This is a genomic window from Phocaeicola faecalis (assembly GCF_021730445.1).
Lineage (GTDB): Bacteria > Bacteroidota > Bacteroidia > Bacteroidales > Bacteroidaceae > Phocaeicola > Phocaeicola faecalis.
In genome coordinates, this window is sequence record NZ_JADNRM010000021.1 from 1 (window position 1) to 12,954 (window position 12,954).

General features: G+C 43.9%; 7 protein-coding genes. All 7 read left to right on the top strand.

Annotated elements, in window-relative coordinates; translation table 11 throughout:
- Positions 1-172: 172 nt before the first annotated feature.
- The 7 genes from IR173_RS15770 (at position 173) to IR173_RS15805 (ending at position 12,930) form a co-directional block, all read left to right on the top strand.
- Positions 173-2,470 carry a hypothetical protein gene (locus IR173_RS15770; protein WP_394800680.1) on the top strand — a complete coding sequence of 766 codons (2,298 nt, stop codon included), beginning with the start codon at positions 173-175 and terminating at the stop codon, positions 2,468-2,470.
- A gap of 41 nt (positions 2,471-2,511) precedes the next feature.
- On the top strand, positions 2,512-3,702 hold the full coding sequence (locus IR173_RS15775) for a DUF4221 family protein (protein WP_237040476.1): 1,191 nt from the start codon (positions 2,512-2,514) through the stop codon (positions 3,700-3,702).
- Positions 3,703-6,135: 2,433 nt separating this feature from the next.
- Positions 6,136-6,468, top strand: a complete 333-nt coding sequence (locus IR173_RS15785; RefSeq protein ID WP_237040478.1) for a hypothetical protein — start codon at positions 6,136-6,138, stop codon at positions 6,466-6,468.
- A gap of 159 nt (positions 6,469-6,627) precedes the next feature.
- Positions 6,628-8,034: an amidophosphoribosyltransferase gene (locus IR173_RS15790; protein WP_237040479.1), complete on the top strand. Its 1,407-nt coding sequence runs from the start codon at positions 6,628-6,630 to the stop codon at positions 8,032-8,034.
- A gap of 106 nt (positions 8,035-8,140) precedes the next feature.
- Positions 8,141-9,361: a peptidase T gene (gene pepT, locus IR173_RS15795; protein ID WP_237040480.1), complete on the top strand. Its 1,221-nt coding sequence runs from the start codon at positions 8,141-8,143 to the stop codon at positions 9,359-9,361.
- Positions 9,362-9,400: 39 nt separating this feature from the next.
- On the top strand, positions 9,401-10,486 hold the full coding sequence (gcvT, locus tag IR173_RS15800) for a glycine cleavage system aminomethyltransferase GcvT (RefSeq protein ID WP_237040481.1): 1,086 nt from the start codon (positions 9,401-9,403) through the stop codon (positions 10,484-10,486).
- Positions 10,487-10,662: 176 nt separating this feature from the next.
- Positions 10,663-12,930, top strand: a complete 2,268-nt coding sequence (locus tag IR173_RS15805) for a cation:proton antiporter (protein ID WP_237040482.1) — start codon at positions 10,663-10,665, stop codon at positions 12,928-12,930.
- The last annotated feature ends 24 nt before the right edge of the window (positions 12,931-12,954 follow it).

Genomic DNA, 12,954 nt, shown 5'->3' on the forward strand with positions numbered 1-12,954 from the left:
GTAACCGATTTTTCATGTCCTTACTGTCCCTTGCCTTCTTTTTGTTTGCCATTGTTTGCCGTCCTTTGGCTGCCCGGACTTTTAAGGGAGGAGGACTGACTTCTGCTCTTTATAATTTGGAAAAACTATTAAAACAACAGCATAAAGAGTAATCTTTATCATAAAAAAAATAATGGAAATGCGGCTTTATAATGTAAGGTTATTATTTTTCTTTCTCCTGTGTTTGTTTGTTGGTCATACGCTTACTTGCCATTCACAGGAAGGAACCATGTCGGAATCCAGAGAACTTGTCTACCTCCAGACGGACAAGGGGATTTATGAGACCGGTGAAGACCTTTGGTTCAAGATATACGTTATGGATGCTCAGAGCCTTGCTCTTTCCGAGCGAAGCAAGACGCTGTTTGTGGAGATGCTCAATGCCAAGGATAGCATCGTGTGGCAGGAGAAATACCCCGTCTTCTCCGGCATTGCTGCGGGGCACATGTATATAGATAAGGACTTGAAGGAGGGCGATTACCGCATCCATGCCTATACCCGCTTTTCTTTTTTGAATGATACGTTGCGTCCGGTCTATCCCAAGAAGATACGTGTGGTAAAGAGCATAGCCTACAAAGGAACAAACAGCCCTCAGGAAGAAAGCCGGCCTGTCGCCCGTCTTTCGTTCTTCCCCGAAGGTGGTTATTTGATTGACGGCATCCCTACCAAGGTGGCTTTCAAAGCATGGGATGGGAAGGGTATGCCGGCAAAGGTAAAAGGAGTGTTGCAGGAAAACGGCAAGGAAATCGCACGGCTGGAAACCGTGCATGATGGCATGGGATTTGTCTTCATGTTTCCGCGAAAAGAATCATCCTACAAAGTAGTATTGTCCGATGGTCGGGAGTTTCCGTTTGCCGGGGTGACAGCTTCCGGCATGTCCATCCACCTGCGGAAACAGACCGATGAGTATTTGGAATTTCATCTTTCCCAGCCCAAGGAAGCTACTCCACAGAAAATAAGGCTGACAGGCAGAATGAGAGGCAAACTCTATTGTATGGCGGAAGGTACTTTACGAGATATTCTACGGATTAAGATTCCTGTCAAGGAGTTTCCCTTACAGGGCATAGCCGAGTTTACTTTATATAATGAGAACGGTCAGCCAATGGCGGAACGCTTGGTGTATGTCCATCCCGAGCGTAAGTTGCACATCGAGTTGAACACGGACAGTGTGCGCTACTTTACCCGTGGCAAAGGCAAGCTGAACGTAAAGGTAACGGACGAGGCGGGCAATCCGGTTCAAGCTCATTTGGGCTTGAGCATTTTCGATGGTGCTTATCAGAATGAGTTGAATCCAGAGAATATGCTATCGTATTGTTTACTTTCCACCGAGATAAAGGGTAATATCCACAATCCGGCGTATTACTTTGATGGCAACAACAAAGACCGCCTGTCAGCTCTTGATTTATTGCTTCTCACCCAAGGATGGCGCAGGTATGTATGGGAGAAGGCTGATACGGCAATGCTGGCGGACTGTTTCCTTTCGGATGAAATCAAGGGAAGGCAGATTCTCGGCAAGAAAAAGAAGCAGAAAGAGTTGGGAAACGGAGAGCAGTTGCTACAAGTTTCCGGTCCGAACGCTGAAAACCGTTTTGTGCTTATAGACTCTTTGGGAAAGTTCGTAGTGCCGACGGACTTGATGCTCGGATTGCGAGGCGGATATGTTTATTTGAAGCCTATGCTGGATAAAGATGAATACAAGCCTTCCATTGTGGTAGAAGAATCTTTCAGCAAGGTGGACAGTTTGCGAAAGTCTTGCCCATCTTATTTCCCGTATATGAATCCTTCACAAGTGCTTTCGGAATTGCAGTTTGATTATCCTGTTATCAGTCAGGATAGCAGTATTCTTTTGTCTGAGATAACAGTTACAGGTAAGAAAGGAAGAGTGTTTCGGGATAAGATGATGGGAAGATTGGATAGTTTATACCAAGAAGATTTTGGGCCTTGGGTCTGTAAGCATGGTTGGTTGGAAAACTATAAAGAAGGTTATACGCATCACCATGACCCTCGGTATGTTCCATTTCCTGATGATGGTGAACCAAGAACAAAACCTGTGATAGGGAAAACCTATAATATAATGAAAGCTAAATACTTTGGACGTGCATTTGAACCTGTAGATTATCAAAAAGTTATTTATGAAGGGCCTGTCTATACCGAAGAAGAACTTCTTCGCATGAACAACTTATGGCGTGTAAAAGGCTATTACGGCACGCGTGAGTTCTACCAACCCGATGAGCTGGACATGCAAAGCCCGATGCCGGATGCGCGGAACGTCTTGCTGTGGAAACCGGACATTGTCACCGATGAGAAAGGAGAAGCCGAAGTGGAGTTCTTCTGTTCGGACATCAATACAAGCTTTGTGGGCGTGATGGAAGGAACGGATGGCTTAGGAAACTTAGGCACGTCGCAATGTGAGTTCAGGGTACTGAAACCATAAATGAGTAATAAAACAAAACATTAATAATCGGATATAGAAATATGAAAAAGACTTTTTATGCGTTAGGAATTTTCGTCCTATTACTTACGGGCTGTAATGGCAGTAACCGAAAATGTATAGAAAATGAATTTAAAGGCAAACTACAAGCCCATAAAGAATTAGTGGAGATTGGTGCGAAAAAATTCCGCATTAATACGGAAACCAAGAACAGACCTGTGTACATACAACTTTGGAATGATGACAAGCGTAATCAAATACTTACGTTTTTAAATGCGCGAAATAATTCCATTTATTTCTATCGTTATTCGGATACTACCTATCTAAAGCGAATCACCTTCGAGCGCGAAGGTGCCAATGCCATTATGAGTGCTGCCGCTTACTATATCAAAAGTCCGGATTCCATTTATGTTTTTAATCGCCCTTTTATTGAAGTGGCATTGACGGACAGTTTGGGAAAGGTACGCAACAAAGTTACTTTGCTGGACCAGACAGACAAAGAATGGGCGTTGACCCATCCCCAATATATGTTGTCTCCCGTAGCTCCCATGATGTTGAAGGACAACCATCTGCTACTTCCCGGCTTTGCTCCTTTCTCGAAGGCTATGAAAAAACGGGAGGAGTTCCGCTTCACGGCGGCAATTGATTTGGCGAGCAATGAAGTGGCTTACCATCACCTTTATCCCGAAGAACTGTTCGAAGGAGCCAATTGGGGAGGTGATTTAATTCAGATGACCTATCCGGCGTTTACCCCGGAAGGCAAAATGATTCACAGTTTTACCAATTCACACGACCTATACCTGTCGGACTGGAATAAGGACGAAGCGGTAAAAGTATATGGCGGCAGCAATGTAGCCGGAGATATCCGTTCCATAGATTGCAACTTGGACAAGGAACCTTCGAATGAGCAGATGTTTGAAGCCTTTTTGGGACAGGACGGATATGCGGCCATTCTGCGCGATTCCTACCGTAAGGTGTATTACCGTTATTTGTTGAGAGGCGTGCCGAATGCCACTCCGAAGACTCCGATAGATAGCAAAAGCCTTGTGGTGGTGATAATGGATGAACAGTTCCGCTATTTGGGAGAAACCGAGCTGGGCACGGGCAAAGAGTGGAATTGGACCAATTCCTTTGTCTCTCCTGAGGGATTGAACATAGAGAAAATCGGAACGGAGGCAGAAGATGACGATTACCTTACGTTCGGCATATTTACTGTAAGGGCTATTCAAAAATAGATGGACAATGGATGTTAAACACTTTCTTCTATCGCTTATCTCTTGCTTCTCTATAGCAGTGCACAGCCAAAACGTATCTCTCGAACTAGTCTATCTCCAGACGGACAAGGGGCTTTACGAAACCGGTGAAGACCTTTGGTTCAAGACATACGTTATGGATGCTCAGAGCCTTGCTCTTTCCGAGCGAAGCAAGANCTTCTCTATAGCAGTGCACAGCCAAAACGTATCTCTCGAACTAGTCTATCTCCAGACGGACAAGGGGCTTTACGAAACCGGTGAAGACCTTTGGTTCAAGACATACGTTATGGATGCTCAGAGCCTTGCTCTTTCCGAGCGAAGCAAGACACTGTTTGTGGAGATGCTCAATGCCAAGGACAGCATCGTGTGGCAGGAGAAATACCCCGTCCTCTCCGGCATTGCTGCGGGGCACATGTATGTAGATAAGGACTTGAAAGAGGGCGATTACCGCATCCATGCCTATACCCGCTTTTCTTTTCTGAATGATACGTTGCGTCCGGTCTATCCCAAGAAGATACGTGTGGTAAAGAGCATAGCCTACAAAGGAACGGACAGCCCGCAGGAAAAAGACCAACCTGTCGCCCGGCTTTCCTTCTTCCCCGAAGGTGGTGATTTGATTGACGGAATTCCCACCAAGGTGGCTTTCAAAGCATGGGATGGGAAGGGTATGCCGGCAGAGGTAAAAGGAGTGCTGCAGGAAAACGGCAAGGAAATTGCGCGTTTGGAGACCGTGCATGATGGCATGGGATTTGTTTTCATTCTTCCGCGAAAAGAATCATCCTACAAAGTAGTATTGTCCGATGGTCGGGAGTTTCCGTTTGCCGAGGTGACGGCCTCCGGCTTGTCCATCCACCTGCGGAAGCAGACCGATGAGTATTTGGAGTTTCATCTTTCCCAACCGAAAGGAACGGCGACACAGACGGTCAAGCTGGAAGGCAGGATGCGTGGCAAGCTTTGCTGCATGGCGACAGGCACTTTACGCGAACGGCTGAAAGTACGGATTCCACTGAAGGAATTCACGATGCAGGGCATTGCCGAGTTTACTTTATATAATGAGAACGGCCAGCCAATGGCGGAACGCTTGGTGTATGTCCATCCCGAGCGTAAGTTGCACATCGAGTTGAACACGGACAGTGCGCGCTACTTTACCCGTGGCAAGGGCAAACTGAACGTAAAGGTAACGGATGAGGCGGGCAAGCCTGTACAGGCACATTTGGGTTTGAGCATTTTCGATGGTGCTTATCAGAATGAGTTGAATCCAGAGAATATGCTATCGTATTGTTTACTTTCCACCGAGATAAAGGGTAATATCCACAATCCGGCGTATTACTTTGATGGCAACAACAAAGACCGCCTGGCAGCTCTTGATTTATTGCTTCTCACCCAGGGGTGGCGCAGGTATGTATGGGAAAAGGCTGATACGGCAATGTTGGCGGACTGTTTCCTTTCGGATGAAATCAGGGGAAGGCAGATTATCAGCAAGAAAAAGAAGCGGAAAGAGTTGGGGAACGGAGAGCAGTTGCTACAAGTTTCCGGTCCGAACGCTGAAAACCGTTTTGTACTTATAGACTCTTTGGAACAGTTCGTGGTGCCGACGGACTTGATGCTCGGATTGCGAGGGGGATATGTTTATTTGAAACCCATGCTGGGTAAAGACGAATACAAGCCCTCCATTGTGGTAGAAGAATCTTTCAGTAAGGTGGACAGCTTGCGAAAGTCTTGCCCATCTTATTTCCCGTATATGAATCCTTCGCAAGTGTTGTCGGAATTGCAACTTGACTATCCTGTTATCAGTCAGGATAGTAGTATTCTTTTGTCCGAGATAACAGTTACAGGTAAGAAAGGAAGAGTGTTTCGGGATAAGATGATGGGAAGGTTAGATAGCTTGGCACAAATGAATCAGAATGGTATTTATGTTTGTACATCATGTCATTACCTAATAGGTTATAGATTTGATTATACTGCACATCATAATCCTCTAGGTATGTGTCCTGCAAAAGGACGAAAGCAGCCAGTTAGAGGAAAAAAATACGAAATTGCTAAGTTTAAATATTTTAATGGAGGCAAAACTTTTATAGTAGAAGATAGGCAAACTATCATCTATGAAGGCCCTGTCTATACCGAAGATGAGCTTCTTCGCATGAACAACCTATGGCGCGTAAAAGGCTATTACGGCACGCGCGAGTTCTACCAACCCGATGAGCTGGACATGCAAAGCCCGATACCGGATGCGCGGAACGTCTTGCTGTGGAAACCGGACATTGTCACCGATGAGAAAGGAGAAGCCGAAGTAGAATTCTTCTGTTCGGACATCAATACAAGTTTTGTGGGCGTGATGGAAGGAACGGATGGCTTAGGAAACTTAGGCACGTCTCAGTGCGAGTTTAGGGTACTAAAACCATAAAAAATGATAGGATGACAAAATTAAAAAATAGATGGCTCTTGTGGATATTGCCTTTGGCTTTCTTCGCTTCCTGCAAATCGAATGAAGGACAATGGGAAAACAAGCAAATTTCCTTTCCTGAAAATATTGTATTTACAAAAGCCGGAAAGGATACGATTCCTTTTGATTTTGGCAAGTCGAAATGGAAGTTCTTTATTTATGCAGATATTATTGATGCGGATAATCGAATTGGCAGATTCATTGATAAAAGGGGATGTCATATTCAAAAGCGAATCATGAAATTTAATCCTGATAATATTCCTGACGACCAATATTACACGCTTCCTTTCGACAGCATTGTCTGATGGAACATCACGGAGTTTGGTGCATGAGCCGTTTCGTTGGCTTCATTTGTCACAGCAAACGCTTTATTCATAAGCTATTCAGTACCATTTTACTTTTTTTGTTCGTTTATTCCAGAGATTTTAGTAATTTTGCACCCTAAATAAAAAACAGCAAAAAGGATGGGTGGTTTTTTTGGAACAGTCTCAAAGGCTGAGTGCGTTACCGATTTATTTTACGGAACGGACTATAATTCACATTTAGGTACAAAAAGAGGCGGCTTGGCTACTTATGCCAAGGGAGAAGGATTTATGCGGTCTATCCATAATTTGGAGAGCTCTTATTTCCGCACAAAGTTTGAATCGGAACTTCCGAAGTTTAAAGGCAACTCGGGTATAGGTATTATTAGTGATACAGACCCTCAGCCGATAGTAATCAATTCACATTTGGGTAAATTTGCCATTGTTACAGTAGCTAAGATTCAGAATATCCCGGAACTGGAACGTGATTTGCTGGCTGCGAATATGCACTTTTCCGAAATGAGTCTGGGGAAAACAAACCAAACGGAATTGATAGCATTGCTTATTGTTCAGGGTAAGGACTTTGTAGATGGTATCGAGAATGTATTTAATAAAATAAAAGGGTCGTGCTCCATGTTGCTGCTGACCGAAGACGGTATTATTGTGGCGCGTGATAAATGGGGACGTACTCCCATTGTGATTGGTAAGAAAGAGGGCGCTTATGCTGCGACCAGCGAGTCGAGCAGTCTGCCGAATCTGGATTATGAAATTGAAAAATATGTGGGCCCCGGCGAAATTATCCGCTTGCGTGCCGATGGAATGGAACAAATGCGCAAGCCGAACGAAGGAATGCAGATTTGTTCTTTTTTGTGGGTATATTACGGCTTTCCGGTTTCTTGCTATGAGGGCAAGAATGTAGAGGAAGTGCGTTTTATGAGCGGTTATAAAATGGGACAGAAAGACAATTCGGAAGTGGATTGTGCTTGTGGTATTCCTGATTCCGGTGTAGGTATGGCATTGGGGTATGCTGAAGGAAAAGGTATTCCTTATCATCGCGCTATCACCAAATATACTCCCACATGGCCCCGCAGTTTTACTCCGGCCAATCAGGAAATGCGCTCATTGGTAGCAAAAATGAAACTGATTCCCAACCGTGCCATGCTGGAAGGGAAGCGTGTTTTGTTTTGTGACGATTCTATTGTGCGCGGAACCCAACTTCGCGATAATGTGAAGATTTTATATGATTATGGAGCAAAAGAGGTACATATGCGTATTGCTTGTCCGCCGTTGATTTACAGTTGTCCTTTTATTGGCTTTACTGCATCAAAAGGTGACTTGGAGTTGATGACACGCCGCATCATTAAGGAAATAGAGGGGGATGAGAATAAAGACCTTGAAAAATATGCTACAACAGATTCACCTCAATATCAAAAGATGGTGCAAATGATTGCTGACCGTTTCGGGTTGACTTCGTTGAAGTTCAACACATTGGAAACCTTAATTGAAGCGATTGGTTTGCCAAAGTGTAAGGTTTGTACGCATTGCTTTGATGGTTCCAGTTGCTTCTGATATCAAAATAATAAGATAGAATGAAAAAAGAGCCGTGAATTGTTTGGCAGTTCACGGCTCTTTTCCTATTTTTACAGCATTGAATAATCAAAAATAAAAAGATAAAATGACACTGATAGAACGATTTTTAAAGTATGTAAGTTTCGATACTCAATCAGACGATAATAGTGGCGTGACTCCCAGTACACCCAAACAAATGGTATTTGCACAATACTTGAAAGCTGAATTGGAACAACTGGGGTTTGAAGATATTTCATTGGACGAAAATGGATATCTTTTTGCCACTCTGCCGGCAAATACCGACAAACCGGTACCGACGATAGGATTTATTGCTCACATGGATACCAGTCCTGATATGACCGGTGCAGGTGTGACTCCGCGTATTGTTTATGGTTATGACGGTTCGGATATAATCTTGTGTGAGGAAGAGAATGTTGTTCTTTCTCCAAACCAGTTCCCTGAATTGCTGGATCATAAAGGAGAAGATTTGATTGTAACCAATGGGAAGACCCTGTTGGGAGCTGACGATAAGGCCGGTATTGCAGAAATTATTACTGCGATGGTTTATTTAAAGGAACATCCCGAAATTAAACATGGAAAGATTAGGGTCGGTTTCAATCCTGACGAAGAAATAGGATTGGGCGCTCATAAGTTTGATGTGGAAAAGTTTGGTTGTGAATGGGCTTATACAATGGATGGAGGAGAAATAGGTGAGTTGGAATTTGAAAACTTCAATGCGGCCTCTGCCAAAGTAGTTGTAAAAGGCCGTAACGTGCATCCGGGATATGCCAAGAATAAGATGATTAATTCTATGTGCGTAGCCAATCAGTTTATGAATTTATTGCCGGGTGGAGAGACGCCCCAACATACAGATGGCTATGAAGGATTCTATCATCTGGTAGGTATGACCGGTGAGGTGGAGCAAACCACTCTGTCTTATATTATTCGTGACCACGACCGTGCCAAGTTTGAAGCACGTAAAGAGAATATGCTGAAGTGGGCGGCTGAGATAAATAAAGAATATGGTGAAGGAACAGTGGCAGTGGAATTGAAAGATCAGTATTATAATATGCGCGAAAAGATTGAACCGGTCATGCATATTATTGATATAGCTTTCAAGGCAATGGAGGAAGCCGGCGTGACTCCGAAGGTGAAAGCGATTCGTGGCGGAACGGACGGTGCACAACTTTCGTTCAAAGGGTTGCCTTGTCCGAACATTTTTGCCGGTGGCCTGAATTTCCATGGCAGATATGAGTTTGCTCCTATCCAGTCATTGGAAAAAGCCATGATGGTAGTGGTGAAGATTTCAGAGTTGGTGGCAAGATAAGATGAATATAATAACCTTAAAAAATAATTGAATAATAACATGAAAACGACTCCGTTTACTGAGAAACACATTGCTCTGGGAGCAAAGATGCATGAATTTGCAGGCTATAATATGCCTATTGAATATTCGGGAATTATCGACGAACATCTCACCGTATGCAATGCTGTGGGAGTGTTTGATGTTTCCCACATGGGAGAATTTTGGGTAAAAGGTCCGAATGCATTGGCTTTCTTGCAGCAAGTGACTTCTAATAATGTAGCTGTTCTGCCTGTTGGTAAGGCTCAGTATACTTGTTTCCCCAACGAAGAAGGGGGTATTGTAGACGATTTGTTGGTATATCATTACGAACCGGAAAAATATTTGTTGGTGGTGAATGCCGCTAATATAGAAAAAGACTGGAACTGGTGTGTCAGCCATAATAAGGCAGGTGCCGAGTTGGAGAATGCTTCCGATCACATGGCACAGTTGGCTATTCAGGGCCCGAAAGCAATGGAAGTGTTGCAGAAACTTACTTCGGTTAATTTATCTGAGATTCCTTATTATGCGTTTACTACCGGAGAATTTGCCGGACAGGAAAATGTGATTATTTCTAATACCGGATATACCGGAGCCGGAGGCTTTGAACTTTATTTCTATCCTGAAGTAGGTGAAGCTATATGGAATGCTATCTTTGAAGCCGGTGCTCCTGAAGGTATCAAACCTATAGGATTGGGCGCACGTGATACTTTGCGTTTGGAAATGGGATTCTGCCTTTATGGTAATGACCTGAGTGATACCACTTCTCCATTGGAGGCCGGCTTAGGCTGGATTACCAAGTTTGCTGAAGGAAAGGACTTCACAGCGCGTGCTATTCTTGAAAAGCAGAAAGCAGAGGGGTTGAAGCGTAAATTGGTAGGCTTTGAAATGGTTGATCGCGGTATTCCTCGCCATGGTTATGAGTTGGTAAATGCAGAAGGAGAAAAGATTGGTGAAGTAACCAGTGGAACGATGTCTCCGATTCGCAAGATTGGTATCGGCATGGGATATATTCAGACTGCTTATGCTACACCGGGTACAGAGATTTTCATTGATGTGCGTGGACGTAAATTAAAGGCGTTGGTTGTTAAACCACCGTTCAGAAAGTAATATCATTATTCATTTTTTTTAAATCTCCTTCATCCTGCCTTTGGTATGGGTGGAGGAGATTTTTTTTTTGTATGCCGACAATGGGGTAAAAAAGAGGTGCTTATCATAAAATAGGCAGAGGAAAGGCTCTATAGTTGGTAGATAATTTATAATTTTGCAGGCAAAAATATAGTATTATGTCAGAATTGGCTCCCCTTATAAGTGACCTTGCCTTGATTCTTATTTGCGCCGGCATTATGACGCTGATATTTAAACGGTTAAGGCAGCCTTTGGTCTTAGGTTATATTGTAGCCGGGTTTTTGGCAAGCCCGCACATGCCCTATACGCCATCAGTAATAGATACGGCAAACATCCATACTTGGTCTGATATCGGTGTTATTTTCCTGCTGTTTGCTTTGGGGCTGGAGTTTAGCTTCAAGAAGTTGGTGAAAGTGGGAGGAACCGCTATTATAGCGGCATGTACCATCATATTTTGTATGATATTGGTCGGGATGGTGGTCGGCTGGTCTTTTGGATGGAAACACATGGACTGCCTCTATTTGGGCGGTATGCTGGCAATGTCTTCAACGACCATTATTTATAAGGCATTCGATGATTTGGGGTTACGGCAGCAACGGTTTGCCGGGTTGGTGCTCAGTATCCTGATATTGGAAGACATTCTTGCCATTGTGCTGATGGTGATGTTGAGTACGATGGCTGTAAGTAAGAACTTTGAGGGTACGGAGATGATATACAGTATTGGCAAGTTGGTGTTCTTTCTGATTCTTTGGTTTGTAGTGGGGATATATCTCATACCTATTTTCCTGAAGCGTTCACGTAAGTGGATGGGGAGTGAAACATTGCTCATCGTTTCTTTGGCCATGTGTTTCGGAATGGTGGTACTGGCGGCAAAAGTCGGTTTTTCTCCGGCTTTCGGCGCTTTCATCATGGGCTCTATTTTGGCGGAGACGGTGGAGGCGGAGAGTATAGAGAAACTGGTGGCGCCGGTCAAGGATTTGTTTGGTGCAATATTCTTTGTTTCGGTCGGTATGATGGTGGATCCTGCCATGATTGTGGAGTATGCATGGCCGATTGTCGCCATCACTTTATCTATTCTTTTGGGACAGGTTGTATTCGGAACCGGGGGTGTGATTCTGGCAGGTCAGCCGCTTAAGGTGGCGATGCAGTGCGGTTTCAGTCTGACACAGATTGGAGAGTTTGCCTTCATTATCGCCTCATTGGGGGTAAGTCTCCATGTAACCAGTGATTTTCTGTATCCCATTGTGGTAGCGGTTTCGGTTATTACCACATTCTTGACTCCTTATATGATTCGCCTGGCCGTTCCTGCTTATCGTCGGGTAGAAAGTGTTTTGCCAAATAAATGGAGAAAGATTTTAGATCGTTACTCTTCGGGCTCGCAGACGGTGAACCATGAGAATAACTGGAAAAAGCTGTTGACCGCTATTATTCGCATTGTAGCCGTCTATTCAGTGCTTTGCATTGCAGTAATTGTTCTTTCTTTCCATTTCATCATTCCTCTGTTCCGGGCAAGCCTACCTTTGTTTTGGGCAAATTTGGCAGGTGCTGTATTTACGATTGTGTGTATATCGCCGTTTCTGCGTGCTATTATTATGAAGAAGAATCATTCTGTTGAGTTCCAGGCGTTGTGGCAGGATAATCGTTATAACCGTGCTCCGTTGTTGTCCACTATTTTATTGCGCATGGTGATAGCTGTGGTTTTTGTCTTATTTATTATTGAGAATATTTTCAAGGCATCTACGGCTTTAATGGTTGGTGTCGCTATTGTTTTGGTTTGTATGATGATGCTTTCGCGCTGGTTGAAGAAACAGTCCATCTTTATGGAACGTACTTTTATACAGAATTTGCGTTTTCGTGATATTCATGCCGAGTTTACGGGACAGAAACGACCGGAATATGAGGGACATTTATTGTCACGTGATATTCACCTGTCGGATTTCGAGGTTCCGGCGGATTCTCTTTGGGCGGGACATACACTGAAAGAATTGAATTTGGGGCATAAATATGGAGTGCATGTTGCTTCTGTTATCCGCGGGATGCATCGTATCAACATCCCGGGTGCGAATGTCCGTTTATTTCCCGGTGACACGATTCAGGTAATCGGTACGGATGAGCAGTTGGGGGAATTTGCCCGTCAGGTGGAACGAATCTCTTCTGCCGCTGAAGAAGAGGATATTGAAAAGCGTGAGATGAATTTGAAGCAGTTCATGGTAGACGGCAATTCTCTTTTCTTGGGTAAGAGTATTAAGGAGAGTGGTATTCGTGATGATTATAGATGTCTGGTGGTGGGTGTGGAACGAGGTGATGGTAATTTGATGCGACCGGATGTTAATATGATTTTTAATGAAGGCGATGTGGTATGGGTAGTGGGTGAAAGAGATGATGTCTATCATTTGTTGAGCAAGAAGAAAGAAACACAATATTAAAAGTCGTGAAGCCATTATATGTGT

What these genes read in the sequence shown, in the direction of transcription:
- gcvT (WP_237040481.1), top strand. Translation starts at nt 9,401, where the DNA reads ATGAAAACGACTCCGTTTACTGAGAAACACATTGCTCTGGGAGCAAAG.
- IR173_RS15775 (WP_237040476.1), top strand. Translation starts at nt 2,512, where the DNA reads ATGAAAAAGACTTTTTATGCGTTAGGAATTTTCGTCCTATTACTTACG.
- IR173_RS15790 (WP_237040479.1), top strand. Translation starts at nt 6,628, where the DNA reads ATGGGTGGTTTTTTTGGAACAGTCTCAAAGGCTGAGTGCGTTACCGAT.
- pepT (WP_237040480.1), top strand. Translation starts at nt 8,141, where the DNA reads ATGACACTGATAGAACGATTTTTAAAGTATGTAAGTTTCGATACTCAA.
- IR173_RS15805 (WP_237040482.1), top strand. Translation starts at nt 10,663, where the DNA reads ATGTCAGAATTGGCTCCCCTTATAAGTGACCTTGCCTTGATTCTTATT.
- IR173_RS15770 (WP_394800680.1), top strand. Translation starts at nt 173, where the DNA reads ATGGAAATGCGGCTTTATAATGTAAGGTTATTATTTTTCTTTCTCCTG.
- IR173_RS15785 (WP_237040478.1), top strand. Translation starts at nt 6,136, where the DNA reads ATGACAAAATTAAAAAATAGATGGCTCTTGTGGATATTGCCTTTGGCT.